The organism is Streptomyces sp. NPDC048718, from assembly GCF_043198875.1.
In the GTDB taxonomy this organism is placed as follows: domain Bacteria; phylum Actinomycetota; class Actinomycetes; order Streptomycetales; family Streptomycetaceae; genus Streptomyces.
The window spans coordinates 475,224-499,493 of the sequence record NZ_JBICVG010000006.1 but is presented as its reverse complement, the minus strand read 5'-3'; the positions used below and the strand labels follow the sequence as shown (position 1 = coordinate 499,493).

23 protein-coding genes and 1 pseudogene are annotated in these 24,270 nt (G+C 73.4%); 11 read left to right on the top strand and 13 right to left on the bottom strand.

What is annotated here, in order from left to right; genetic code table 11:
* The 3 genes from ACGFRB_RS14785 to ACGFRB_RS14775 all read left to right on the top strand — a co-directional run.
* Positions 1–660, top strand: a 660-nt coding sequence (locus ACGFRB_RS14785) for an acyl-CoA dehydrogenase family protein (protein ID WP_393243105.1), incomplete at its 5' end; no start/stop codon positions are given.
* A gap of 84 nt (positions 661–744) precedes the next feature.
* Positions 745–1,530, top strand: a complete 786-nt coding sequence (locus tag ACGFRB_RS14780) for an electron transfer flavoprotein subunit beta/FixA family protein (protein ID WP_393243103.1) — start codon at positions 745–747, stop codon at positions 1,528–1,530.
* Positions 1,531–1,563: 33 nt separating this feature from the next.
* Entirely contained in the window at positions 1,564–2,520 is a 957-nt protein-coding gene (locus tag ACGFRB_RS14775) for an electron transfer flavoprotein subunit alpha/FixB family protein (RefSeq protein ID WP_393243101.1), read from the top strand.
* 234 nt (positions 2,521–2,754) lie between these two features.
* Here the strand turns inward: ACGFRB_RS14775 and ACGFRB_RS14770 are convergent, their stop codons facing one another.
* The 3 genes from ACGFRB_RS14770 to ACGFRB_RS14760 form a co-directional block, all read right to left on the bottom strand.
* Complete coding sequence (locus tag ACGFRB_RS14770) at positions 2,755–3,153, bottom strand: zinc ribbon domain-containing protein (RefSeq protein ID WP_363007352.1); 399 nt, start codon at positions 3,151–3,153, stop codon at positions 2,755–2,757.
* Positions 3,154–3,390: 237 nt separating this feature from the next.
* Positions 3,391–4,104, bottom strand: coding sequence for a TetR/AcrR family transcriptional regulator (locus ACGFRB_RS14765; protein ID WP_393243099.1), 714 nt, complete (start codon positions 4,102–4,104; stop codon positions 3,391–3,393).
* 83 nt (positions 4,105–4,187) lie between these two features.
* Positions 4,188–4,949 carry an SDR family NAD(P)-dependent oxidoreductase gene (locus tag ACGFRB_RS14760; RefSeq protein WP_363007356.1) on the bottom strand — a complete coding sequence of 254 codons (762 nt, stop codon included), beginning with the start codon at positions 4,947–4,949 and terminating at the stop codon, positions 4,188–4,190.
* Between the two features lie 383 nt (positions 4,950–5,332).
* Between ACGFRB_RS14760 and ACGFRB_RS14755 the strand changes: the two genes are divergently transcribed.
* The 3 genes from ACGFRB_RS14755 (at position 5,333) to ACGFRB_RS14745 (ending at position 6,565) form a co-directional block, all read left to right on the top strand.
* Positions 5,333–5,758 (top strand): SMI1/KNR4 family protein, encoded by a 426-nt coding sequence (locus ACGFRB_RS14755; protein ID WP_393243097.1) that lies wholly within the window; start codon positions 5,333–5,335, stop codon positions 5,756–5,758.
* A gap of 109 nt (positions 5,759–5,867) precedes the next feature.
* Positions 5,868–6,329 carry a glutaredoxin domain-containing protein gene (locus tag ACGFRB_RS14750; protein ID WP_393243095.1) on the top strand — a complete coding sequence of 154 codons (462 nt, stop codon included), beginning with the start codon at positions 5,868–5,870 and terminating at the stop codon, positions 6,327–6,329.
* A 41-nt stretch (positions 6,330–6,370) separates the two neighbouring features.
* Positions 6,371–6,565 carry a hypothetical protein gene (locus tag ACGFRB_RS14745; RefSeq protein WP_361235890.1) on the top strand — a complete coding sequence of 65 codons (195 nt, stop codon included), beginning with the start codon at positions 6,371–6,373 and terminating at the stop codon, positions 6,563–6,565.
* Between the two features lie 236 nt (positions 6,566–6,801).
* Here the strand turns inward: ACGFRB_RS14745 and ACGFRB_RS14740 are convergent, their stop codons facing one another.
* Both ACGFRB_RS14740 and ACGFRB_RS14735 read right to left on the bottom strand, forming a co-directional pair.
* Positions 6,802–6,948, bottom strand: coding sequence for a hypothetical protein (locus ACGFRB_RS14740; protein WP_393243093.1), 147 nt, complete (start codon positions 6,946–6,948; stop codon positions 6,802–6,804).
* A gap of 90 nt (positions 6,949–7,038) precedes the next feature.
* Positions 7,039–8,184, bottom strand: coding sequence for an acyl-CoA dehydrogenase family protein (locus ACGFRB_RS14735; RefSeq protein ID WP_393243091.1), 1,146 nt, complete (start codon positions 8,182–8,184; stop codon positions 7,039–7,041).
* 128 nt (positions 8,185–8,312) lie between these two features.
* Between ACGFRB_RS14735 and ACGFRB_RS14730 the strand changes: the two genes are divergently transcribed.
* From ACGFRB_RS14730 to ACGFRB_RS14720, 3 genes are all read left to right on the top strand, one after another.
* A complete protein-coding gene (locus tag ACGFRB_RS14730) occupies positions 8,313–8,915 on the top strand; it encodes a TetR/AcrR family transcriptional regulator (RefSeq protein ID WP_363007367.1) in 603 nt (200 codons plus the stop codon).
* A gap of 216 nt (positions 8,916–9,131) precedes the next feature.
* A complete protein-coding gene (locus tag ACGFRB_RS14725) occupies positions 9,132–9,839 on the top strand; it encodes a TNT domain-containing protein (protein ID WP_393243089.1) in 708 nt (235 codons plus the stop codon).
* Positions 9,836–10,075 (top strand): hypothetical protein, encoded by a 240-nt coding sequence (locus tag ACGFRB_RS14720; RefSeq protein WP_393243087.1) that lies wholly within the window; start codon positions 9,836–9,838, stop codon positions 10,073–10,075. The genes ACGFRB_RS14725 and ACGFRB_RS14720 overlap by 4 nt, the downstream gene beginning before the upstream one ends.
* 51 nt (positions 10,076–10,126) lie before the next feature.
* Here ACGFRB_RS14720 and ACGFRB_RS14715 read toward each other — a convergent pair whose 3' ends face one another.
* The 5 genes and pseudogenes from ACGFRB_RS14715 to ACGFRB_RS14695 form a co-directional block, all read right to left on the bottom strand.
* Positions 10,127–11,248 carry an XdhC family protein gene (locus tag ACGFRB_RS14715; RefSeq protein ID WP_393243085.1) on the bottom strand — a complete coding sequence of 374 codons (1,122 nt, stop codon included), beginning with the start codon at positions 11,246–11,248 and terminating at the stop codon, positions 10,127–10,129.
* A 79-nt stretch (positions 11,249–11,327) separates the two neighbouring features.
* A complete protein-coding gene (locus ACGFRB_RS14710) occupies positions 11,328–12,794 on the bottom strand; it encodes an NCS2 family permease (RefSeq protein ID WP_393243083.1) in 1,467 nt (488 codons plus the stop codon).
* Between the two features lie 241 nt (positions 12,795–13,035).
* Positions 13,036–15,438 (bottom strand): xanthine dehydrogenase family protein molybdopterin-binding subunit, encoded by a 2,403-nt coding sequence (locus ACGFRB_RS14705; protein WP_393243081.1) that lies wholly within the window; start codon positions 15,436–15,438, stop codon positions 13,036–13,038.
* 170 nt (positions 15,439–15,608) lie between these two features.
* A pseudogene (locus ACGFRB_RS14700) lies at positions 15,609–16,226 on the bottom strand ((2Fe-2S)-binding protein); the annotation flags it as partial.
* A gap of 2 nt (positions 16,227–16,228) precedes the next feature.
* Positions 16,229–17,122, bottom strand: a complete 894-nt coding sequence (locus ACGFRB_RS14695; protein ID WP_393243079.1) for an FAD binding domain-containing protein — start codon at positions 17,120–17,122, stop codon at positions 16,229–16,231.
* 347 nt (positions 17,123–17,469) lie between these two features.
* Here ACGFRB_RS14695 and ACGFRB_RS14690 point away from each other — a divergent pair, with 347 nt between their 5' ends.
* The gene (locus ACGFRB_RS14690) at positions 17,470–19,161 is read left to right on the top strand and encodes a PucR family transcriptional regulator (protein WP_393243077.1); all 1,692 of its coding nucleotides are present in this window, start codon (positions 17,470–17,472) and stop codon (positions 19,159–19,161) included.
* Between the two features lie 271 nt (positions 19,162–19,432).
* Positions 19,433–20,200, top strand: coding sequence for a hypothetical protein (locus ACGFRB_RS14685; protein WP_393243075.1), 768 nt, complete (start codon positions 19,433–19,435; stop codon positions 20,198–20,200).
* Positions 20,201–20,292: 92 nt separating this feature from the next.
* On the opposite strand, the gene ACGFRB_RS14680 is transcribed toward ACGFRB_RS14685, so the two are convergent.
* The 3 genes from ACGFRB_RS14680 to ACGFRB_RS14670 form a co-directional block, all read right to left on the bottom strand.
* Positions 20,293–21,057, bottom strand: coding sequence for a hypothetical protein (locus ACGFRB_RS14680; protein WP_393243073.1), 765 nt, complete (start codon positions 21,055–21,057; stop codon positions 20,293–20,295).
* Positions 21,058–21,480: 423 nt separating this feature from the next.
* Positions 21,481–23,016 (bottom strand): WD40 repeat domain-containing protein, encoded by a 1,536-nt coding sequence (locus tag ACGFRB_RS14675; RefSeq protein WP_393243071.1) that lies wholly within the window; start codon positions 23,014–23,016, stop codon positions 21,481–21,483.
* Between the two features lie 83 nt (positions 23,017–23,099).
* Positions 23,100–24,119, bottom strand: a complete 1,020-nt coding sequence (locus ACGFRB_RS14670) for a GntR family transcriptional regulator (RefSeq protein WP_393243069.1) — start codon at positions 24,117–24,119, stop codon at positions 23,100–23,102.
* Positions 24,120–24,270 lie beyond the last annotated feature (151 nt).

Sequence of the window (24,270 nt, the reverse complement as noted above, 5' to 3'; positions counted from 1 at the left end):
GGGGTGTCGGACTACTACACGGTGATGGCCGTCACCGACCCGGAGAAGCGGTCGAAGGGCATCAGCGCCTTCGTCGTGGAGAAGGACGACGAGGGCGTGTCGTTCGGGGCGCCGGAGAAGAAGCTCGGCATCAAGGGCTCCCCGACCCGTGAGGTCTACTTCGACAACGTGCGCATCCCGGCCGACCGGATGATCGGCGCGGAGGGCACCGGGTTCGCCACCGCGATGAAGACCCTGGACCACACCCGGATCACCATCGCCGCGCAGGCCCTGGGCATCGCGCAGGGCGCGCTCGACTACGCCAAGGGCTACGTCAAGGAGCGCAAGCAGTTCGGCAAGCCGATCGCCGACTTCCAGGGCGTGCAGTTCATGCTCGCCGACATGGCCATGAAGCTCGAAGCCGCGCGCCAGCTCACCTACGCCGCCGCCGCGAAGTCCGAGCGAGTGGAAGGCGACCTCACGTTCTTCGGCGCGGCTGCGAAGTGCTTCGCGTCCGATGTCGCGATGGAGGTCACCACCGACGCCGTCCAGCTCCTGGGCGGTTACGGCTACACCCGTGACTACCCCGTCGAGCGCATGATGCGCGATGCCAAGATCACCCAGATCTACGAGGGCACCAACCAGGTCCAGCGCATCGTCATGGCCCGCAACCTCCCGTAGGGGCCTTCCGGTGCGTCCCGGCCCGATGGGGCCGGGACCTGCCGAACGCCCCCTCACCACCCGTACGTTGAAAGGAGACAGGCCGTGACCCTGAAGATCGCTGTCTGTGTGAAGTACGTTCCCGACGCCTCCGGCGACCGCGGTTTCGCCGACGACCTGACCACCGACCGCGAGGACGTCGACGGCCTCCTTTCGGAACTCGACGAGTACGCGGTCGAGCAGGCGCTGCGGATCTCGGAAGAGGCGGACGACGCCGAGGTCACCGTCATCACCGTCGGCCCGGACGACGCCAAGGACGCGCTGCGCAAGGCGCTGTCCATGGGCGCCGACAAGGCCGTCCACGTCACTGACGAGGACATCCACGGCACCGACGTGATGGGCACCTCCGCGATCCTCGCCAAGACCCTGGAGAAGACCGGCTTCGACCTGGTCGTCTGCGGCATGGCCTCGACGGACGGCGCGATGGGCGTCCTTCCGGCGCTGCTCGCCGAGCGGCTGAACCTGCCCCAGATGACGCTGCTGTCCGAGGTCTCGGTCGAGGACGGCCTGGTGAAGGGCCGTCGCGACGGCGACGCCGCCAGCGAGCAGCTCCAGGCCCCGCTGCCGGCCGTCGTGTCGGTCACCGACCAGTCGGGCGAGGCCCGTTACCCGTCCTTCAAGGGCATCATGGCCGCCAAGAAGAAGCCGGTCGAGGAGCTGGACCTGGACGACCTCGGCATCGACACCGACGAGGTCGGTCTCGCGGGTTCGTGGACCCTCGTCGGCTCGGTCGCGGCGCGCCCCGCCCGCACGAAGGGCACGATCGTCACGGACGAGGGCGACGGCGGCAAGCAGCTCGCCGCGTTCCTGTCCGGCCAGAAGTTCATCTGACCCACCGTCACCACCCCTCAGGAGCAAGGAATCATGGCTGAGATCCTGGTTCTCGTGGACCACGCCGACGGTGCGGTCCGCAAGCCGGCCCTCGAACTGCTCACGCTGGCCCGCCGGATCGGCGAGCCGTCCGCCGTCGTCCTCGGCGCCGGCGAGGCCGCCGCCTCGATCGCGGCGACCGCCGGCGAGTACGGCGCCGCGACCGTGTACGTCGCGGACGGCGCCGAGTTCACCGAGCAGCTCGTCGTGCCGAAGGTCGACGCGCTCGCCCAGATCGCGAAGGACAAGGGCGTCGCCGCCGTTCTCGTGACCTCGTCCGGCGAGGGCAAGGAGGTCGCCGCGCGAGTGGCGCTGCGCCTCGGCTCCGGTCTGATCACGGACGCGGTGGAGCTGGAGGCCGGCGAGAACGGCCCGGTCGCCACCCAGTCGGTGTTCGCCGCCTCGTACCAGGTGAAGTCGACCGTCTCGCACGGCGTGCCGGTCGTCACCGTCAAGCCCAACTCGGCCGCCCCCGAGGCCGCTCCGGCCGCGGGCACGGTCGAGAACGTGTCGGTCGCCTTCACCGGCAACGCCGCCACGGTCCTCTCGCGCACCCCGCGGGTCTCCACCGGCCGCCCCGAGCTGACCGAGTCCGCGATCGTGGTCTCCGGCGGCCGAGGTGTCGGCGCGGCGGAGGGCTTCGAGGTCGTCGAGAAGCTCGCCGACTCGCTCGGCGCGGCGGTCGGCGCCTCGCGCGCCGCGGTGGACGCGGGCTGGTACCCGCACGCCAACCAGGTGGGCCAGACCGGCAAGCAGGTCTCGCCGCAGCTGTACATCGCGGCGGGCATCTCCGGCGCGATCCAGCACCGGGCGGGCATGCAGACGTCGAAGACGATCGTGGCCGTCAACAAGGACGCCGAGGCCCCGATCTTCGACCTGGTCGACTACGGCGTGGTCGGCGACCTGTTCGCCGTACTGCCGCAGCTGACGGACGAGATCGGCGCCCGCTGACCCGTCCCGCTACGGAGAAGGGGGGGGGGGGGGGGGGGGGGGGGGGGGGGGGGCCCGGGCGGCGGGGGGGGGGGGGCGGGGGCGGGGGGGGGGGGGGGGGCCGCGGCGGCCCCCCCCCGCCCCCCCCCCCCCCCCCCCCCCCCCGCCGCCCGCCCCGCCCCCCCCCCCCCCCCGCCGCCCCGGCCCGCCCCCCCCCCCCCCCCCCCCCCCCCCCCCCCCCCCTTCTCGTCGTGTTCAGTACCAGTGGTCGACCGGGGCCTCTTCGCAGAGCCGGACGACCGGCCGGCGGCCCGGGACGGCGGCGTCCTGGGCGAGCCTGACCCGGACGCCGGGCCGGACCGCGTGCGGCGGGCCGTCGACGCGGCAGCGGACCACGAAGCCCTCGGCCATGTGCACCGGCCAGAGGTCGGCCTGGGCGGCGCTGACCCCGCGCCGTACCGAGATCACACCCTCCCCCGCGCTGAGTTCGGGCGCCAGCTCGGTGGACCCGCAGGTCGGGCAGAGCAGACGCTGGAAGGCGATGGTGTGGCACCAGCGGCAGCGCTGGAAGTAGAGCTCGGACTCGTCGACCGGGGCCGCGGCCAGGGCGGCGCCGGCCCCGTTCGGCAGGCCCGTGGATCCGGTGGGGAACACGATGCTTCTCCTTGCACTGGGCGGCTCAACCGTGCACGGCGCAAAGATATGGCACTGAGTGCCAGAAAATAAAGACCCGAGTTCCCTCATGTGACGATACTGAGATCCCCACGAGTCCAGGGAGTCCCGGGAGCGTTCGGGGAGCCGCCCGGGTCTCTCGGGCCTCACGGGGCACCAGGGCCCTCGAACACCCTGGGCCCCCTCGGCCGCCTTGGCCGCCCGGTCCGCGCGTCCCGCTCAGCTCTCGCCGAGGCTCGCCTCGACCTCGCGCACCACCCGCCACATCGGCGTGGACCGCTTGGCGATCACCACGACCACGTCGTCCGGCTCGCGCTCGCCCGCCGCCGACCCCGCCCCGCCGGGCACGCCGTCCGGGTGCCAGGTGTCCCGTACGAACTCCAGGGCCCGGTCCACCTCGGCCAGCGGGTCGCCCACCCCGCCCGACCGCAGCCAGTGCCGCAGCACATGGTTGTGGGCGGCCACCACGGCGGCGGCGAGCACATTGGCCCGCAGGGTGCCGTCACGGCGGTCGGCGAAGCGGGTGCGCAGATAGTCGCCGAGGGTCTTCTCGTACCGCCAGACGACGGAGAGTTCATAGGTGCGCAGCCCGGTGACCTCGCGGGTGAGGCGGTAGCGCTGGACGGAGAAGGTGGGGTTCTCCGCGTACATCCGCATGACGAGCCGGGTGGCCTCGCAGACCCGCACCAGCGGGTCGTCGCCGTCCTCGCTCGCGGCGAGGAACTCGGTCATATCGGCGAGGCTCTGTTCGTGGTCGGGGAAGACCACGTCCTCCTTCGACGGGAAGTAGCGGAAGAAGGACCTCCGGCCGACCCCCGCCGTGCGGACGATGTCGTCGATCGTCGTCTGCTCGTAGCCTCGCTCCAGGAAGAGCTGGAAGGCCGCCGCGACGAGGGAGTCACGCATCGAGGGCTTGGCGGGATGGCTGCTCATGTCCCGAACCTAGCACTCGGATCCCTCGCGCGACGGCACTAGGTGCCACGGATGGATCTTGGTCGGCACCACCGAAGGAAGCGTCAGCGGGCGGCCATGCGCAGGGCGCCGTCCATCCGGATCGTCTCGCCGTTCAGGTAGTCGTGCTCGGTGATCATGGTGACCAGCCGGGCGTACTCCTCGGGAAGGGCGAGCCGCTGCGGGAAGGTCACGCCCGCCGCGAGGCCGGCCCGGATCTCCTCGCTGAAGCCGGCCATCATCGGGGTGTCGACGATGCCGGGCGCGATGGTGACCACCCGGATGCCGTACTGCGCGAGGTCACGGGCCGCGGTGATGGTCATGCCCGCGACGGCCGCCTTGGAGGCGGCGTACGCGATCTGGCCGATCTGCCCCTCGAACGCGGCGATGGAGGCGGTGTTGACGACGAGACCGCGCTGCCCGTGCGCGTCCGGCTCGTGCCCGGCGATGGCCTCGGCGGCGAGCCGCATCACATTGAACGTCCCGACCAGATTGACGTCGAGGACCGTGCGGAACAGCTCCAGGTCGTGCGGGCCCTTGCGGCCGAGCAGCCGCGCGGAGGGCGCGATCCCGGCGCAGTTGACGGCGAGCCGCAGCTCGGCGCCGTCCTCCTCGATCCGGGCGAGCGCGGCCCGTACCTGCTCCTCGTCGGTGACGTCCGCCGCGATCAGGGTGATCCCGTCGGCCGGCGTCCCGGCCCCGGCGACCGCCTTGTCGAGGTCCAGCCCGTAGACCGTGGCCCCCTTCGCGGCGAGCGCGGCGGCGGTGGCCGCTCCGAGCCCCGAAGCGGCACCGGTGACGAGCGCGGCGGAACCTGCGATGTCCATGGAACTCCTCGTACGTACCCCCGGCGCCGGGTGCCGGCCGCCGGGTCGAGTGGATGGCCCGCCGCGCCTCGCCTCGTGGGCGGCGCGGTCACGGGTCCGAAGACCGGGCAACGGTCGACGCGCCCCACCCTATCGACCGGGCGCCCGAGGCCAACTCCCCGGCGGGGGACGGAATCTCCTGGTCCCGGGCGAGAGCCGCACCGGGGCAGTGAGCGGCGGGCTCCGCCCGGGCCGTACTGTTCGCCCGGTGGTCGGCCCGCCGACCTCGGTGCGGTGCGGACCCGGTCGCCGCGCGAGGGGCGCGAACCGGCTCGCGGCCCGGGTCCAGTCGGATCGGACCGCCCCAACCCGCCCCGACCTGACAGAGAAAGGCCTCCTCACCTGTGTGGACCGAAACCCTCAGGGCCCTGCCCGGCACTGCCACCCTCAGCTCCCCCGCGCCGGAAGCCGCGCTGAGCCGCTGCGCGGCGGCCCTCGGCCATCCACTGCCCTCCGACCTCATCGCGCTCCTCCGCGCGAGCGACGGCATCGAGGGCGAGTACGGAGATGTGCTCGTCTGGCCTGCCGAGCACATCGGCACCGAGAACCGACACCTCCGCGACGACGCCGAACTGGCCTCTCTCTACATGCCGTTCGACCCGCTGCTCTTCTTCGGGGACGCGGGGAACGGGGACCTGTTCGCACTCCTCTCCGGAATCGACCGGCCGGACGTCTTCGTCTGGGACCACGAGACCGACAGCCGTACATGGGTGGCACCCAGCCTGGCCACCTGTCTCGAATGGCGGCTGACGGGACGGATCGCGCTGTAGACCGCGTCCCACGGCCCGGCCCCTCCCGACGGGCCGGACCCGGTGGGCCGGACCCGGTGGCCTTCTCCGTTCGGCGGACCGCGCGGCGGATTCCTGCTTCGATACGGGCATGATCCGTGCCTGGCTGATGTCCGCCTTGCTCGTGCTGTGCGGCCTGCTCGTCGGCGCTTCCCTGCTCCTGGGCGGTTCGAGCGTGCCCTCCCCCGTCGTAGCGGTGCTGTTCCTGCTGCTCGCCTGGACGCAATCGCCGCTGTTCTTCCCCCGCCGTCTGGACGCGGCGGAGGCACAGCGGCGCAGCGCCGCCGACGGGCGCCCGGTGATCTACTGGCGGCCCGGCTGCACGTTCTGCCTGCGACTGCGGCTCCGGCTCGGCCGCCGCGCCCGCCGGGCGTACTGGGTCGACATCTGGCGGGACCCCGAGGGCGCGGCGGTGGTGCGGGCGGCGAACGGCGGGGGCGAGACCGTCCCGACGGTCGTGGTCGCCGGCCGGCCGCACACCAACCCCGATCCGGGCTGGGTACGCGTCGTCCTGGACGCGCTCCCGGCGCCGGGCGTCCGGGACGCTGACTGAGATCCCTTCCCCTGGGACGGCTTCTCGTCGATGATGGCGGCGTGGCTCACCGCATCACCGCTCTCCTCACGGTCGTCGGCGTCGTCGGCGGCACCCTGTTCCTGGCCGCCGCCATCGACGCGTTCCGCGCCGGGGGAACGCCCGTCTGGCTCGTCGCCGGAGGGGGTGTCTTCCTCGGCACCGTCCTCGCGCGCGTCCGCGACGCCCGCCGCCCGCGCGCCCTGAACGAGTTCTGAACTCCCCTTCTGCTTAAGGCTTCTGAGACCCGGGTCTCGTTCCCCTCACGTGGACGCCGACGGCCGGCTGTGCGCGGTCGGCAAGAGCGGTCGCATGATCCGCGCCAAGGTCCGCGCCCCGACTGCCGCACCGGCCGACGGGGAGAGTGGCAAGTAGGTCACCCGGTGAGCCGCGCACCGGAATTGAAGGCAGGCCAGGTGACGCGCACGACGGACCATCACCACCCGTCTCCGTCTCAGCCGGTCGTACCGGCCGTCGTGCCCCGCTCCTGCGCGCGATGGATCAGCAGCCCGGTCGCGTCCGAGGCCGCGCACACCAGTCCGGCCACCCCCACCGTCGGCGCGAACAGCGCCGCGACGGCGCTGACCGCCCGGGCGCTCACACCTGGAAGGCCGCTCCATCGCCGCCCTCGCGAGCGACACCCGGGAGTTGGGGGCTGTCCGGCCGAGGGCGGTTTCCAGTGGTCGCGCCCCTACTTCTCCGGCGTGGTCAGCTGGCGGCTGATGACCAGGCGCTGGATCTGGTTGGTGCCCTCGAAGATCTGCATGATCTTCGCCTCCCGCATATAGCGCTCCACCGGGAAGTCGCGGGTGTAGCCGTAGCCGCCGAGGACCTGGACCGCGTCCGTCGTGACCTTCATCGCGGCGTCGGTGGCGACGAGCTTGGCCACGCTGGCCTGGCGGCTGAAGGGGCGGCCGAGGTCGCGGCGGCGGGCCGCGTCGAGGTAGGTGGCGCGGGCCGTGTCGACGGCGGCGGCCATGTCGGCGAGGAGGAAGCCGAGCCCCTGGTGGTCGATGATCTTCCGGCCGAAGGTGGTGCGCTCGTTGGCGTAGGCGACGGCGGCGTTCAGGGCCGCCTGGGCGAGCCCGGTGGCGCAGGCGGCGATGCCGAGCCGGCCGGAGTCGAGGGCGCTGAAGGCGATCTGGAGGCCCTGCCCCTCGGCGCCGATGCGCCGGTCGGCGTCGATCAGGGCGCCGTCCCAGTAGGCGGAGGTGGTGGGCACGGCCTGGAGGCCCATCTTGCGTTCGGGCTTGCCGAAGCTGAGGCCCTCGGCGGTGCCGGGGGCGAGGAAGCAGGAGACGCCGGGGCCGGTGCGGGCGAAGAGCGCGTAGAAGCCGGCCTTGCCACCGTGGGTGATCCAGGCCTTGGTGCCGGTGATCCGGTACGCGCCGCCGTCCTCGGTCGCCTCCGCCTTGCAGCTCAGCGAGGCGGCGTCGGACCCGGCCTGCGGCTCGGAGAGGCTGTAGCCGCCGATCCGCCGGCCTTCGAGCATCCCGGGGAGCCAGCGCTCCTTCTGCTCGGCGGTGCCGAAGGCGTGCAGCGGGTGGCAGGCGAGGGTGTGGACGCTGGTGGCGACGGCGACCGCGGCCCAACGCGCCGCGAGCTCCTCCAGGACCTGGAGGTAGACCTCGTAGGCCTGACCGCCGCCGCCGTGCTCCTCGGGGTACGGCAGGCCGAGCAGCCCGGCCCGGCCGAGAGTCGCGAAGAGGCCCTCGGGGTACGTCTCCGCGGCCTCGTGCGCGTCGACGCGCGGGGCCAGTTCGTTGTCGGCGATCTCCCGCACGAGAGCGAGGAGGTCCGCGGCCTCGGGGGTGGGGAGCAGGCGGTCGACGTCCATGGGGACTCCATCACGGCGCAAGGGGCGAGCTGCGAAACGGTACTGGAAAGGGTACGGCAGTACCGCTCAGAGTAGCGTAGAAGGATCTTCCCGCAACCCCGGCCCGGTGGGACCGGCATACTGGTCAGGTGATCGAGACCCCCGCCGCCACCCCCCGCCTCACGGGACGCGGTGCCGCCCGGCGCACCGAACTGTTCGAGGAACTGGTGGCACTCCTGGTGGACGAGGGCTTCACCCGGTTCACCCTGGACGACCTCGCCGCCCGGCTGCACTGCTCCAAGCGCACCCTCTACGGCCTCGCGGGCAGCAAGGAACAGCTGGTCCGCGCCGCCGTGGTGCATTTCTTCCGGCGCGCCACCGTGCGGGTCGAGGCGGCCGTCGCCGCCGCCCCCGATCCCGCCGGGCGCCTCGCCGCCTATCTGCGCGCGGTCTCCGCCGAACTCGCGCCACTCTCCCCGCGGTTCTTCGACGACGTGGCCTCCTTCGAGCCGGCCGCCGAGGTGTACGAGCGCAACACCCGGGCCGCCGCGGGCCGGGTCCAGCAGCTCATCGAGGAGGGCGTGGCGGCCGGGGAGTTCCGCGAGGTGCACGTCGCCTTCGCCGCCGACGTCATCGCCTCCGTCATGGTCCGCATCCAGCGGCGACAGGTGGCCGCCGCCACCGGACTCGCCGACGCGGCGGCGTACGAGCAGCTGTCCGAACTGCTGCTGGGCGGGCTCCGCAAGGGCTGAGCCGGGCGGGGTGCAGCCTGTTCCACCCCCGGGCACCGCACCCCGGCCGGTCCTCACCCTCACCGCCTCGAACCGCCCGCCCCCACCACCCGTCGCATTCCCGCAATTCCCTCACCGCTTCCGGCTGATTCACACCGAAAACCAGTCACCCACCGCGAGCGATCCACTACCGTGTGCCGCGCACCTCCCCACCCCCCGTCACAAGGAGACCTCCGCGTGGAGCGCACCCGTACGGCCGCGAGGATCCGCACCGTCCTCGCCGGGCTCGGCGTCACCGCCACCCTCACCACCGCGATCCCGGCGACCGCCGAGGCCGCCCCGGCGGCAGCCCTGTCCGCCCCCCGGCCCGCCGCGGCGGCGGCGCCCGAGCAGTGCACGGGCGAGTTCCAGGGCGACGCGCGCCTCGGCCCGCAGCACCTGCCCAAGCAGTGGCAGAAGCCGGTGGGCCCGCTGCTGCGCGGCTACCACCGCACCGGGCGGCTCTCGTCCGCGGACTTCCTGAAGAAGTACTGGGAGGGCCCGGCCGACACCGGCGGCTGGAAGTACCCGCCGAACGACGGCTTCGGCGAGGTCAACGGCAAGGTCGACAAGGCCCCGGAGCAGCTCGCCGAGGGCGAGCGGCTCGACCGCTTCGGCTCGGAGTACGGCGGCTATCTCGCCCCGGCCGGCGACTCCTACGCCAAGCGGGCACTGCCCCCGCAGAGCCTCAACACCCGTGAGGCCGCCTTCCCTTGTGACTACCACGTGTACAAGGTGACCCGGAGCTTCGTCGTCTGGGAGGGCTCCATCGCACCCTGGTTCGAGCAGCCGGGCGGCGGCCGTCAGATCAAGCTGGACCCGGTCTTCCTGAACCCGGGCGAGGGGCAGCGCCTCAACGTCAAGTGGCTGCTGGACAACGGCTACTTGGCCCGCGTCACGGCGTGAGCGGACGGCGGGAACTCGCGCGGGCACTCCGGGAGGCCGGGGTGCCCGGCGGGCACTACTGGATCGAGGGCGTCCACGAACCGGCGCCCACGCCGCCGGACTTCGTCTATCTCCGGTCGGCACCGGACGGTTCGGGGTGGGAGACCGGGGTGTACGAGCGCGGCGCGTACCACCCGGTAGGGCGGTACGCCGACGAGTCCGCCGCCTGCGCCGGCTTCCGTACGCTCGCACTCTGACGCGGGCGCCCCGCCCACCGAACCACCGTCCACCGATCCCCTACCGGGGGCTCAAGCGGTCCCGGCGGACTCCCGGCCGTCGTGATGGATCGGGATGTCCGCGCCGGTGAGCGCCGCACCGCTCCCCCCGCGCCGGGTCGCGACGATCTCGGCCGCGATGGACAGCGCGGTCTCCTCGGGCGTACGGGCACCGAGGTCGAGCCCTATCGGCGAGCGCAGCCGGGCGAGTTCGGCCTTCCCGACCCCCGCCTCGCGCAGCTGTCGCGCGCGGTCCTCGTGCGTACGGCGGGAGCCCATCGCGCCGATGTAGGCGACCGGCAGCCGGAGCGCGGCCTTGAGCAGCGGGACGTCGAACTTGGCGTCGTGGGTGAGGACACACAGCACCGTGCGGGCGTCGACCGCGGTGGACTCCAGATAGCGGTGCGGCCAGTCGACGACGATCTCGTCGGCGTCGGGGAACCGGGCCCTGGTCGCGAAGACGGGGCGGGCGTCGCAAACGGTGACGTGGTAGCCGAGGAAAGCGCCGACCCTCACGAGCGCGGCGGCGAAGTCGACGGCCCCGAAAACGATCATGCGCGGGGCGGGCACCGAGGACTCCACGAGGACGGTGACCGGCTCTCCGCAGCGGCTGCCGTCCGCGCCGATCTCCACGGTGCCGGTACGGCCCGCGTCCAGCATCGCGCGGGCCTCCCCCGCGACGGTGCGGTCAAGGTCGGGGTGGCCACCGAAGCCGCCCTCGTACGTCCCGTCGGGGCGTACCAGCAGGGCCCGGCCCAGTAGTTCGTCCGGCCCGGCCACGACCCGGGCGAGCGCCGCGGCCCGCCCCGCGGCGGCGGCCTCGACCGCGTCGGCCAGGACCGGGCCGCGGAGCGGGGTGACGAGGATGTCGATGACGCCGCCGCAGGTGAGGCCGACGGCGAAGGCGTCCTCGTCGCTGTAGCCGAAGCGCTCGACGACGCTGCGACCGTCCTCGATCGCCTGCCGGCACAGCTCGTAGACGGCACCCTCCACACAGCCGCCGGACACCGACCCGACCGCTGTGCCCTCGCGGTCCACGGCGAGCGCGGCACCGGGCTGCCGGGGCGCGCTGCCGCCGACGGCCACCACGGTGGCGACGGCGGCGTCGCGCCCCCGTTCGACCCACCGGTGCAGTTCCTCGGCGATGTCCAGCATCTCGTCACTCCTCGGGACGGGTGGGGGCGCGGGGCCCCGTACGGATCCCGACCGGGGCCGCGCCGGGTCCGTACGGCCGTCAGCCGACGCCCAGCCAGCTCTCGATCGGATGGATCGCGAAGTAGACCACGAACACGACGGTCAGCGCCCACATCAGGACGCCGACCTCCCGCGCCCGGCCCTGCACGGTCCGGATGACGGTGGAGGAGATGATGCCCGCGGCGACGCCCGCGGTGATGGTGTACGTGAAGGGCATCAGGACCACCGTGAGGAACACCGGGATCGCGACGGAACGGTCGTGCCAGTCCACGTGTTTGGCGTTCTGCATCATCATCGAGCCGATGACGACCAGGGCCGCCGCGGCGACCTCCTGCGGCACGATCGCGGTGAGCGGGGTGAAGAACAGACACAGGGCGAACAGCGCGCCGGTGACCGTGGCGGCGAGACCGGTCCGGGCGCCCTCGCCGACACCGGTGGCGGACTCGACGAACACCGTCTGGCCGGAGGCGCTGCCCACACCGCCGATGACGCCGCCCGCGCCATCGATGAACAGGGCCTTCGACAGGCCGGGCATCCGGCCCTCGGCGTCGGCCAGTTTGGCCTCGGTGCCGACACCGAGGATGGTCGCCATGGCATCGAAGAAGCCCGCGAGCACCAGGGTGAAGACGATCATCGTGATGGTGAGGTAGCCGACGTCGCCCCAGCCCCGGAAGGTCACGTTCCCGAGCAGGGAGAAGTCGGGCATGGAGACGGCGCCGCCGTGCAGGACGGGCGGGCCGGCGAACCACGCCGTGGCCGGGATGGGGGCGACGGCGTTGAGCAGGACGGCGAGGCCGGTGCCCGCGATGATGCCGATGAGGATGGCGCCGGGGATCTCGCGGGCCTGAAGTACGAAGATCAGCAGCAGGGTGATCGAGAAGATGAGCACCGGCCAGCCTTCGAGCTGACCGGCCGGGCCGAGGGTGACGGGTCCGCCGCCGGCGGCCGGGTTCTTGTGTACGAAGCCGGCCTTCACGAAGCCGATGATCGTGATGAACAGGCCGATGCCGATGGTGATGGCGTGCTTCAGGCCGAGCGGGATCGCGTTCATGATCATCTCGCGCAGGCCGGTGACGACCAGGAGGCAGATCACGGCGCCGTACGCCACCGCCATGCCCATGGCCTGCGGCCAGGTCATGACGGGGACGACCTGCGAGGCCATCACACCGGAGACGCTGAGCCCGGCGGCCAGCGCCAGCGGCACCTTGCCCCACAGCCCCATCAGGAGGGTGGTGGCGGCGGCGCACAGGGCGGTGGCGGTGATCAGCGCGGGCTGGCCGAGGACATGCCCGTCGATGTCCTTGCCGGACAGGATCAGAGGGTTGAGCAGGAGGATGTACGCCATCGCCATGAAGGTGGTGACGCCGCCGCGGAGCTCGGTCCCGACGGAGGAACCTCGCTCCGAGATGTGGAAGTAGCGGTCGAGCCAGGACCGGTCGGCGGGATCGCGCGGGCCGCTGCCCGCGCCCTCCGCCGGGGTCCCCGGCTCCACTGACGGGTGGGTCATGGGCTGTCTCCCAGGGTTCGGGGGCACCCGCAAGGATCTCCGAAATCGTCCGGGAAGTGCGGGAGGCGGGGTGCGGGACGCGCCCGATGGGTCGCGGTACGGCCCATCGGGCGCGGCCCGGACTGTGGCCCGGCCGGGACGCGCCCCCGGGACGTACGACCAGCGCTCCTCGTCGTACCGACGCGCGCCCCGCACCGTACCGCCCCCTCCCGGCCCCCGTCCCGGCCGTCCCCGGCCCGCCCTACGCCGTGCCCGTCAGATGCTCCGGCCGGACCGGAGCCTTCGTCAGTTCCAGCCCGGTCGCGTCCCGGATCGCCGCGAGGACGGCCGGGGTGGACGACAGGGTCGGTGCCTCGCCCGCGCCCCGCAGACCGTACGGCGCGTGAGGGTCGGCGAGTTCGAGCAGGTCGACCGGGATCGCGGGGGTGTCGAGGATGGTGGGGATGAGGTAGTCCGTGAAGGACGGGTTGCGCACCTTCGCGGTCGCCGGATCGATCACGATCTCCTCCATGACCGCCACGCCCAGGCCCTGGGTGGTGCCGCCCTGGATCTGGCCGACGACGGACAGCGGGTTGACCGCCTTGCCGACGTCCTGCGCGCAGGCCAGTTCGACGACCTTGACCAGGCCCAGCTCGGTGTCGACCTCGACGACCGCGCGGTGCGCGGCGAAGGAGTACTGGACATGGCCATTGCCCTGCCCGGTACGGCGGTCCAGCGGCTGGGTCGGGCGGTGCCGGTACTCCAGCTCCAGGTCGATCGCTTCGTCGCCGAGGACCTCGGCGAGCCCGGCCAGGACCTCGCCGCCGTCCGTGACGACCTTGCCGCCCTCCAGCCGCAGCTTTGCCGTCGCCCACGCCGGGTGCAGGGCGCCGAACCGGCTCCGGCCGAGCGCGAAGACCCGTTCCCGGACGGCCTCGCAGGTGTTCTTCACCGCGCCGCCGGTCACATACGTCTGCCGCGAGGCGGAGGTCGAACCGGCGGACCCGACCCGGGTGTCGGCCGGATGGAGGGTCACCTGGGTGACGCCGAGTTCGGTACGGGCGATCTGGGCCTGGACGGTGACACCGCCCTGTCCGACCTCGGCCATGGCGGTGTGGACGACGGCGACGGCCTCGCCGGCGACGGCTTCGAGCCGGACCCGGGCGGTGGAGTAGTCGTCGAAGCCCTCGGAGAAGCCGACGTTCTTGATGCCGACGGCGTAGCCGACACCGCGCACCACGCCCTCGCCGTGGGTGGTGTTGGACAGGCCGCCGGGCAGCTGGCGTACGTCGGCGCCCTCGGTGGTCTCCCACTGGCGCTCGGGCGGCAGCGGGCGGGCCTTGACCCGGCGCAGCAGTTCGGCGACCGGCGCCGGGGAGTCGACGCGCTGGCCGGTGGGCATGACGGAGCCCTGTTCCATGGCGTTGATCCGGCGGAACTCGACGGGGTCCATGCCGAGCCGGGCGGCGAGCTTGTCCATCTGCGCCTCGTACGCGAAGCACGCCTGGACCGCGCCGAAGCCGCGCATCGCGCCGCAGGGCGGGTTGTTGGTGTAGAGGGCGAGGGCCTCGATGTCGACGGCGTCGACGACGTACGGGCCGGCGCCCAGCGAGGCGGCGTTGCCGACGACCGCCGGGGAGGACGACGCGTAGGCGCCGCCGTCCAGAACGATGCGGCAGGTCAGATGGGTGAGCCGGCCGTCCTTGGTGGCGCCGTGCTCGTAGCGCAGCTTCGCCGGGTGGCGGTGGACATGGCCGAAGAAGGACTCGAAGCGGTCGTAGACCATCTTGACGGGCTTGCCGGTGCGCAGCGCGAGCAGACAGGCGTGGATCTGCATGGAGATGTCCTCGCGGCCGCCGAAGGCGCCGCCGACCCCGGCGAGGGTCATCCGGACCTTGTCCTCGGGCAGGCCGAGGACCGGGGCCATCTGGGCGAGGTCGGCGTGCAGCCACTGGGTGGCGACGTAGAGGTCGACGCCGCCGTCCTCGGCGGGCACCGCGAGGCCGGACTCGGGGCCGAGGAAGGCCTGGTCCTGCATGCCGAAGGTGTACTCGCCCTCGACGATCACATCGGCCCGGGCCCGCGCGGCCGCCACGTCGCCACGGACGACGGGCTGGCGGTGGAGGATGTTGGGGTGCGGAACACGGTCGGCGTAGTGGTCCGTGCGGTGCTCGTGGACCAGCGGGGCGCCCGGCGCGGTGGCCGAGGCCTCGTCGGTGACCAGCGGCAGTTCGCGGTACTCGACCCGGATCCGGGCGGCGGCCCGGCGCGCGGTCTCGGGGTGGTCGGCGGCGACGAGGGCGACCGGCTCGCCGTGGTGGCGCACCTTGCCGTGGGCGAGAACCGGGGTGTCGCGGATCTCCAGACCGTAGTGCTTCACCTCGGTCGGCAGGTCGTCGTAGGTCAGGACGGCGTGGACGCCGGGGGTCGCGACGGCTTCGGCGATGTCGAGGGAGACGATCTCGGCGTGGGCGACGGTGGAGCGCAGGGTGTGGCCCCACACCATGTCCTCGTGCCACATGTCGGAGGAGTAGGCGAATTCGCCGGTGACCTTCAGGGTGCCGTCGGGGCGCAGGGTGGACTCGCCGACGCCGCCCCGGTGGTGGTCCTGGGTGAGGCCGGTGGGGGTTCCGGTGGGGGCGGTACGGGTGGACGGCCGGGTCATCGCGGTCCCTCCTCGTCGCGGTCGTTGAGGTCGTGGCCCGGCCCACCGTCCGGCCGGCCGGCCTCGGGGCTACCGTGGCGGTCGTGGCCCGGCAGGCCGTCCGGCCGGCCGGCCCCGGAGCCGCTCTGGTGACCGTCCGTCAGGCTGCCCGTCCGGCCGGCCGTCGGGCTGTCCTGGCGGGCGGCGGCGAGGCGGACCGCGTCGAGGATCTTCTCGTATCCCGTACAGCGGCAGAGGTTGCCGGAGAGCGCCTCGCGGATGTCCTCGTCCGTCGGCGAGGGGTGACGCTCCAGCAGATCGTCGGCGGCGACGAGCAGTCCGGGCGTGCAGAAGCCGCACTGGACGGCGCCGGCGTCGAGAAACGCCTGCTGGACGGGGGACAGCGCGGCGGGGCCGGATACGGCGGACCCGCCCTGGCCGCCCGCTCCCGGCTCCTCCTCGTCGGGCCGGGCCCGCCACCGGCGTGCCTCGTCGAGCGAGGTGCCGTCCGCCGGGCCGGGCCCGGGTGCGGCGGCCTTTGTCCCCGTACGCCCGCGCCGCTCGGCGTACCGGGCGAGGCCCTCGACCGTGTCGACCCTGCGGCCCTCGGCCTGGCCGGCGGCGACCAGGCAGGCGCACACCGGAACACCGTCGAGCCGGACCGTACAGGACCCGCATTCGCCCTGTTCACAGGCGTTCTTGGAGCCGGGGAGCCCCAGCCGCTCGCGCAGTACGTACAGCAGGGACTCGCCCTCCCAGACGTCGTCGGCCGTCTGCGCGCGGCCGTTGACGGTGAAGTGGACTCGCATGGTCATGCAGCTCCTTCGAGGGTGCGCCCGTCGCCGTTGCGGTACTGCTCCCAGGCCCAGCCGAGGGTGCGCCGGGCCATGACGCCCACGGCGTGCCGGCGGTACGCGGCGGTGCCCCGTACGTCGTCGATCGGGGCGCAGGCGCCGGTGGCCAGCTGCGCGAACTGCCGGGCGACCGAGGGGGTGATGATCTTCCCGTTGTCCCAGAAGCCGCCTTCTTCGAGCGCCGCGTTCAAGAACTCCTCGGCGGCGCGCGCCCGTACGGGGGTCGGGGCCGCCGAGCCGATGCCGGTGCGCACGGTCCGGGTCTGCGGGTGCAGGGCGAGGCCGAAGGCGCAGACGGCGATCACCATCGCGTTGCGGGTGCCGACCTTGGAGAACTGCTGGGGGCCGTCCGCCTTCGCGATGTGGATGGCCCTGATGAGTTCGTCGGGCTCCAGCGCGTTGCGCTTCACGCCCGTGTAGAAGGCGTCGATGGGGATGCGGCGGCTGCCGCGCACCGACGCGACCTCGACCTCGGCGCCGGCGGCGAGCAGCGCGGGGTGGGCGTCGCCGGCCGGGGAGGCGGTGCCGAGGTTGCCGCCGACGCCGCCGCGATTGCGGATCTGCGGGGAGGCGACGGTGTGCGCGGCGAGTGCCAGGCCGGGCAGTTCGCGGCGCAGGTTCTCCATGATCCGGGTGTACGGGACCGAGGCGCCGAGCCGCACCGTGTGCTCGCCGACCTCCCAGGTGTTCAGCTCGTCGATCCGGGTCAGGTCGAGGAGGTACGCGGGGCGCCGGTGGTCGAAGTTGATCTCGACCATGACGTCCGTGCCGCCCGCGAGAGGTACGGCCGCGGGGTGCTCGGCCTTGGCCGCGAGCGCCTCCTCCCAGTCGGCGGGGCGAAGGAAGTCCATGCTGGCTCTCTTCTGCTGGGTGATGCGGGACGGCGTACGGAGCCGGGGGGCGAGGGGCCGGCCGGAGGCGTGTCGTACGGGCCCGGGAAGCCCTTCGGCCGCTGTCGCCGTGTGCTCGCCCCACACAACCCCACACCCCGGATGTGATCCAGTACACAAGCCCGGGTGTCCGAGGTGCAGTGACAGAAACCATGAAGCGGTTGGCTGCCGAGCGCCGTCGTCTTGTAGATTCGAACGAACGACGGAAGCGCGGTGCGCTCTCCGTTCCCCCGAACGCGATGGCCCCGGGCCACCCGTTCACCCCACCCCATGACGGACAACGGACGAGAAGGAACGGCGGCGACATCATGCGGCTGCGCGCACTGCTGGAGAACGACGCGCTGGGGCTGCGGCTGCTCGGCGGCGCGGAGGCGCTGGACCGCACCGTCCGCGGCGTGATGACCACGGACCTCAAGGACCCGAGCCGCTATCTGTCCGGGGGCGAGGTGGTGCTCACGGGGCTCGCCGGGCTGCGGGAGCCCGCCGACGTGGAGGTCTTCGTCCGCGCCGTGACGACCGCCGGAGTGGCCGCGGTCGCCGCGGGCGAGGTCGAGCTCGCGCACGTCCCCGCGCTCGTGGAGACGTGCGCGCGGTACGAGCTGCCGCTGTTCGCGGTGAACGAGTCCGTCGCGTTCGCGACGATCACCGAGCACGTCGTACGCCAGGTTTCCGGCGAGCGGGCGGGCGATCTGGCCGCCGTCGTGGACCGCCACCGGCGGCTGATGACCTCCGGCCCGGCGGGCGGCGGCCCCGATGTCGTCCTCGACCTGCTGGGCTCCGACCTCGACCTGCGGGCCTGGGTCTTCTCCCCCACCGGCCGCCGTATCGCGGGCGCCGGGGAACCGCTCGACGCCGAGGTGGCCGCCACTCTGGCGGGCGAACACCTGGCCGCGACCCGGGCCGGGCGGCGCGCCCCGCACCGGGTCACCACCGGCGGGACGACGTACTCCCTCTTCCCGATCCGCAACACCGCCCGCACCGCCGCGCCGGGGCCGCGCGACGTACGCGAGACCGTGCTGGCCGACTGGCTGCTCGCCGTCGAGGCCGACGCCGCCGAGTGGCCGCCGGCCCGCCTGGACCTGCTCCAGGGGGTCACCCAGCTGATCGCCGTGGAGCGCGACCGGCGCGACGCGGCCCGTACGGTGCGCCGCCGGCTCGCCCAGGAGGTCCTGGAGCTGGTGCAGGCGGGCGCGGCGCCCGCCGAGATCGCCGCCCGGCTGCGGGTCGCCGCGCCGGTGCTGCTGCCCGGCTTCGGCAACGCGCCGCACTGGCAGGTCGTCGTCGCCCGGCTGGAGTGGGCGCAGGAGCCGGGGCAGAACCCGATCGACAGCGGGCACGTCGCCCAGGCCCTGCTGGAGGAGATCCTGGTCGATCCGGCCGCCACGGGCCCGGACTCCGCCGACCGGATCGCGGTCGCGCACAGCGGCGACGAGGCGATCGCGCTGGTCCCGCTGGCCACCGCGCCGCTGCCGGAGTCCGAGGACGGGCTGCCGTCCGCGGCGCTCGGTCTGCACGCGGACGTACTGCTCAAGGCCATCCGCGGCCCGCTGTCCGCCGGGCTCGGCGAGGACGGGCGGCTCACCCTGGGCGTCAGCGCCTCGGTGCACTCCGCGGAGGGGCTGCGCGGCGCGCTGGAGGAGGCCCGGCACGCCCGCCGGGTCGCCGCCGCCCGCCCGGGCCGGGTCTGCGCGGCCGGACACCACGAGCTGGCCTCGCACGTCCTGCTGCTGCCGTTCGTCCCGGACGACGTCCGGCGGGCGTTCACCGCGCGGCTGCTCGACCCGCTGCGCGACTACGACCGGCGCCACCGGGCCGAGCTGATCCCGACGCTGGAGGCGTTCCTCGACAGCGACGGCTCGTGGACCCGCTGCGCGACCCGCCTGCATCTGCACGTGAACACGCTGCGGTACCGGGTCGGGCGGATCGAACAGCTCACGGGCCGCGATCTGTCCCGCCTGGAGGACAAGCTCGACTTCTTCCTGGCGCTCCGCATGAGCTGAGCGGCTCACGCGATTCGCCGCGCGAGCCGGGAGATTCCGGAGATACGGAACCCACCGAAGATTCGGAAGATACGGGTGAACGCCGAGGTCACCCGTATCTTTTCGGCTCATCGGGCGACAACCCGCGCCCCTGGGGACACACCCGGCGCCCGCTTCCAGCCGCTCCGGGCCCCGTCCCACCAGCCCCTCCCTTTGTGAAAATTTTCACCCGACCCCTTGGCCGGGCCCGGAGTTCGTGTTGAGATGCCGTCCTACTCGACAGCTCGATGGCGTGCTACGGGAGGCCAATGTGGCGTACGGCCGGGGAACCCCACTGGAGACCGCGGTCTGGAGGCTTCGCTCGCGCGGCTGTTGGACGGACGCGGCGGAGCTGCTCAGCCCTCGCGTGGCCGATCCGGCCGCGGCCCTGGAGCGGGCGGCCCTGTTGATCGAACGCTGTCTGTACACCGAGCAGGGCTGGCCCGAGGCCGAGGAGGCGCTGCGCGCGGCGGAGGCGGTCACCCGGACGGACGAGGAGCGCGGCGCGGCCGCCTGCGAGCGGGGCTATCTGGCGTACGCCTCCACTCTGCTGGGGGTACGCGACCGGGCCGACGAGGCCCGCGCGGCGCTCGGCCGGGCGGCGGCGCTCATCGACCCGGACACCCCCAGGCGGGCCCTGCTCGACTTCCGGCGCGGCCTGGTCGCCCAGAACCTCGGCGACTCCCCCCAGGCCGCCCGCGCGGCCTACCGCCGCGCCCACGAGGCCGCGGCGGCTCACGGGGACTCGTTATTGCTCTCCTTCACCTGGCGACACCTCGCCGGACTCGCCCTACGGGAGGGCGAGTTGACGGAGGCACGGCACGGCTTCTCCGAATCCCTGCGCATCCGCGAGGAGTTGGGCTACCTGGTGGGCACCGCCCCGGCCCTCGCCTCGCTCGCCGCGACCGCGTCCGAACCGGAGGCGGGCCGCCTCCGCGAGGAGGCGGCCCGCCTCTTCCGTCTTCTGGGCGGCGTCCCCACCTGGCTGGCGGCCCAACTGACCCCGCGCCCGGCGATCTAGGAGTTCTTACGGGTGCGCGTCCGCCGAGGGAGAGCCCGAGGGGAAGCAGACCGCTGCCGCCTCGGGCCGACCCGTGAAGTGACCCCGGGAGGTCACTTCACCACGACGTAGTCCCCGGCCGAAGTCGACGCGCCGGTCGTGGTGTTGCCGCCGTACATCCAGCGCCACGTACCCGTCTTGGACGCCTTCACGGTCGTCTTGAGGTCGCCCTTGCCGTTCGCGTACACCGTCTTCACCGAGGTGTAGGAGGTGGCTCCGGCGGGCTTGAACTGCAGGCTCACCTTGCGGCCCTCGTACGAGACGTACTTCCTGGTCTCCCAGTTGGCCCGCGTGACCTTTCCGGTCACGGTGAGGGTGCCGCCCTTGGCCACCGGCTTGGGCGAAGCCTTCACGGACAGACGGGAGTTGCGCTTGACGTAGACCGTCATTCCCTTGTCGTCGATGTCCCTGCCGCCGCCCAGGAAGTACACCTCCGCCGCGACCTTCCAGGCTCCGGCCTCGCTGTTGCGCATGGGCCACTGGCTCGGGTTGAAGTAGATCATCTCGTCGATGTCGCAGACACCCGCGCCCACCTTGATGCAGTCGCTCGTCTCAAAGGCGTGCGACAGCCGCTCATCAGTGTTGCCGCGGTACAGGAACACCGCCGGCCACTTCCACTTGTCGGGGGTCGTCAGCCTGAAGGAGGCGGGGGCCTTGACCTCGTTCGTCACCCCGATCACGACCGGCTTGCCGCCGTTCACCTTGACGCGGGTGAACGCGGCCCCACCCTCGGCCGCGCCGGCCGGAAACGCGGCCAGGCCGGTGAACACCGCGGCCGCCGCACCGGCCACGACGGCTCTCCAGAGCTTCTTCCCCATGTGATCCCCCATCTCCGTCTCAAAAGGCACCGGAGACTCATCCTCTGGCGCGTATTTTCAGACTGCTGTGATCCACAAAGGTTGTACTCCTCTTGCCAACTCCCCACCGGCGGACGGGCACCCTCAACACCCGCCCACCCCTCCCCCAACCCAAGCGGACGGGGTGCGGGGCGGTGCGCCGCGAGACGGACGGGAGCGGGGGCCGGGGAGGGGGTCGTGTTCGGAACGTAAGGCGTGATTTGTGGCGCGGAGACAGCAACGCTTCACGCACTACAAAGGCTCCCGCGCCGTAAATCATGCAGTGCAAAACACGAGCCCCCGGACCGGCCCCCGCGCACCCCACCACGAACCCACGGCGCACCGCACCAGCACCCCGAACGCGCCCCCACGCCCCGCCACCACCACGCCCCGCACCCACACAGCTCAGCGCAGCGTCACGCACACCAGCGCCTCGTCCAGCCCCACCACCAACGCCCCGTCCCCCGTCACCGCCACCGCCCGCACCGCCGGCCCCGCCCGGAACACGCCCCGTTCTCTCCGCTCAAGGCGGTGGAGTTCCACGACGCCGTCGCCCCACGCGGCCGCCACGACCGGCCCGTGCGGGGTCTGCGCGGCGGCGAGGGAGACGACGGGCGAGGAGCGCCGCCGCAGTGGTTCGGGGTCGGGGTCCTGACCGGGGGTCCATCGGCGGACGGTGCCGTCGCTGCCGCCGCTGCAGACGAAGGGGGTCTCGGAATCGACGGCGGCGACGGCGGTGACCCGCCCGCTGTGGAGTGACGCCTGGTGCAGGCCGGTGAGTCCGAAGGCGTGGACGGAGCCGAGCCGGTCGCCGACGACCACGGACCCGGCGATGGTGGCGAGGGCCGTCCCGGGGTGCCGGGTGAGGGTGGCGGTGACGGCTTCGGTGAGCCGGTGCAGATAGGGGGCGCGGGGTTCGCGTCCTGGCGCGGTGTGCAGCCGGCCGCGTTCGTCGAGCAGGAGGACGGTGCCGTCGGGGGCGGGCGCGAGGGCGGTGATCCGCCCGGTCACGGGGTGGTCGAGCTGTCCGAGCGGCCGGGCGTCGGCGGCGGCGAGGAGGCGAACGGTGCCGCCGAGGTCGGCGGTGAGCAGCATGCCGTCGGGTGCGGCGAGCGCGGTGACGGGTCCGGGCCAGGGCGGGGTGAGGTCGCCGGTGACCCGGCTCCAGCGCAGTCGCCAGGGTGAGCCGGCCGCGAGGGCGGCGAGCGCGGGCCGCAGCCGGGGGTCGGCGCCGTCGCCGAGGAGGGCGAGCAGGCCGAGGGCGCGGTCGGCGGGGCGGGGGGCCGCGCAGAGGGCTTGTCCGGCGCGGAACCAGGCCGCCCGCAGCCCGCCGTGTTCGTCCCAGGGATCGCGTATGTATCCGGTGGTGACGGCGACGGGGTCGGCGGCGCAGACGGCGGCGGGGTCGGAGAGGTCGACGGCGGCCGGGGCCGCCCCTTCGTCCCCTTCGTCGCCCTCCGCACCCTCGGCGTCGTCAGGGGCGACGACGGTGACCCGCTCCCGCGCGAGCAGCTCGTACTCGGGTGTGCCGGGCCGCGCCTCGACGACCATCCGGACCCGGCCGAGCCGGGCGAGTTCGGCGAGCAGCGCGGCGACGGCCTCGGGTTCGGCGGCGGTGTGCAGGGCGGTCAGCAGCAGGACGGTGCGGGCGGCGCGCCCGTTCTCGCTGGTGGCGAGGGCGCGTACGAGGTCGGCTGGGGACGCCGCGACGACGCCCAGGTGGTCGGCGACGGCCCACGCGGCGCCGAGAGCGCTGCGTCCGGTGAGCGGGACGAGCGCGCGGACGGTGCGCCGGCGGCCGGCGTCGCGGGGGCCGTGGCGGGCGAGCCAGTCGAGCAGCCCGGGGCCGCCGGTGACGAGACAGAGCCGCGGGGCCTCGGGGTCGGTGAGCCAGCCAAGCAGGCCGGCGGCCCCGGGGCGGTCCGCGCGGACGGACGGCATGGCCACCTCCAACGGAACCACGGCATAGCGGCGCAACGGCATAACGGCATATGCCTAAGGCCTCTTGCTCTCGACCTTAGCCGTCAGTCGCGCCATCCGGTGAAGTGCTGTCGGACCCGTGTGAGAACGGCCTCGGTGTCCTCGGCGATCAGGGCGTCCAGAAGGGCGGAGTGCGCGGCCGCGTCGGCGACGAGTTCCGCGCGCCGGACGGTGCCGGGTGCGCCGGCCAGGGGCCACTGGGTGCGGCGGTGCAGGTCCTCGGCGACGGTGAGGAGCTGCTCGTTTCCGGCGAGGGCGAGGACCGCGCGGTGGAAGGCGCGGTCGGCGTCGGCGTAGCCGGCGCGGTCGCCCCGGGCGGCGGCGAGCGCGGCGGTGTCGGCGAGTGGGCGCAGCGCGGCCCAGCGGGCGGCGGGGACGGTGCGGGCGAGCCGGAGGATGACGGGGACCTCGACGAGGGCGCGGACCTCGGCGAGCTCGGCGCGTTCGCGAGGGGTGTGTTCGGTGACGCGGAAACCCCGGTTGAGCACGACTTCGACGGCGCCCTCGGTGGCGAGCTGCTGCATGGCCTCGCGTACGGGGGTGGCGGAGACTCCATGGCGTTCGGCGAGGGCGGGCGCGGAGTAGACCTCGCCGGGGACGAGTTCGCCGGCGAGCAGGGCGGCACGCAGGGACTGGAGGATCTGGCCGCGTACGGAGTGGCGGCGCACGGTCCGGGGCGCGGACGCCCCCTCGGAGTGCGCGGGTTCGTCGTGGGCATCGCGGGCGTCTTGAGCGTCGTGGCCGTCGTCGCCGCGCGGGCCGTCGTGCGGATCGCCGCGCGGATCGCCGTGGCCGATGTCGCCGTGCACATGCTCGCCCCGGGCCGCAGGGAAGGCGGGGACGGGGACGGCGGGCCCCGTCGACCGCTCGACGCCGGCCTGCTGCGGCACCCTGACCTCGTCGCCGTACCCGGGATATCCGGGGTATGCGGCGTCTCCGGCTTCTCCGAGCGCGGCGAGCCCGACGCCGAGGCCGCCGAGGCCGCCGAGGCTCCCGGGACCACTCCCGGTGGCAGCCCACCCGTTGCCGCCGTCGCCGCCGTCGCGGGTGCTTCCGTTCTCCATGCCCCTGTGCTCCACGTACTCCGCGTGCTCCACGCCCCCGGATTCCCGGGCCGCGGCGCGCTCCCCCGCCCACGTCCCCGCCGGGCCGAGGCCACCGCCCTGCTCCACCCGGGTCCTCCTGCGCCTTCGTCTCGGGCCCGGCTCGCGGTGC

Coding starts and splice junctions, on each gene's coding strand:
- ACGFRB_RS14675 (WP_393243071.1), bottom strand. CDS start 23,016: ATGCCGTCCGTCCGCGCGGACCGCCCCGGGGCCGCCGGCCTGCTTGGC.
- ACGFRB_RS14765 (WP_393243099.1), bottom strand. CDS start 4,104: ATGAGCAGCCATCCCGCCAAGCCCTCGATGCGTGACTCCCTCGTCGCG.
- ACGFRB_RS14670 (WP_393243069.1), bottom strand. CDS start 24,119: ATGGAGAACGGAAGCACCCGCGACGGCGGCGACGGCGGCAACGGGTGG.
- ACGFRB_RS14775 (WP_393243101.1), top strand. CDS start 1,564: ATGGCTGAGATCCTGGTTCTCGTGGACCACGCCGACGGTGCGGTCCGC.
- ACGFRB_RS14710 (WP_393243083.1), bottom strand. CDS start 12,794: ATGACCCACCCGTCAGTGGAGCCGGGGACCCCGGCGGAGGGCGCGGGC.
- ACGFRB_RS14705 (WP_393243081.1), bottom strand. CDS start 15,438: ATGACCCGGCCGTCCACCCGTACCGCCCCCACCGGAACCCCCACCGGC.
- ACGFRB_RS14760 (WP_363007356.1), bottom strand. CDS start 4,949: ATGGACATCGCAGGTTCCGCCGCGCTCGTCACCGGTGCCGCTTCGGGG.
- ACGFRB_RS14680 (WP_393243073.1), bottom strand. CDS start 21,057: ATGGGGAAGAAGCTCTGGAGAGCCGTCGTGGCCGGTGCGGCGGCCGCG.
- ACGFRB_RS14690 (WP_393243077.1), top strand. CDS start 17,470: ATGCGGCTGCGCGCACTGCTGGAGAACGACGCGCTGGGGCTGCGGCTG.
- ACGFRB_RS14695 (WP_393243079.1), bottom strand. CDS start 17,122: ATGGACTTCCTTCGCCCCGCCGACTGGGAGGAGGCGCTCGCGGCCAAG.
- ACGFRB_RS14735 (WP_393243091.1), bottom strand. CDS start 8,184: ATGGACGTCGACCGCCTGCTCCCCACCCCCGAGGCCGCGGACCTCCTC.
- ACGFRB_RS14715 (WP_393243085.1), bottom strand. CDS start 11,248: ATGCTGGACATCGCCGAGGAACTGCACCGGTGGGTCGAACGGGGGCGC.
- ACGFRB_RS14750 (WP_393243095.1), top strand. CDS start 5,868: ATGATCCGTGCCTGGCTGATGTCCGCCTTGCTCGTGCTGTGCGGCCTG.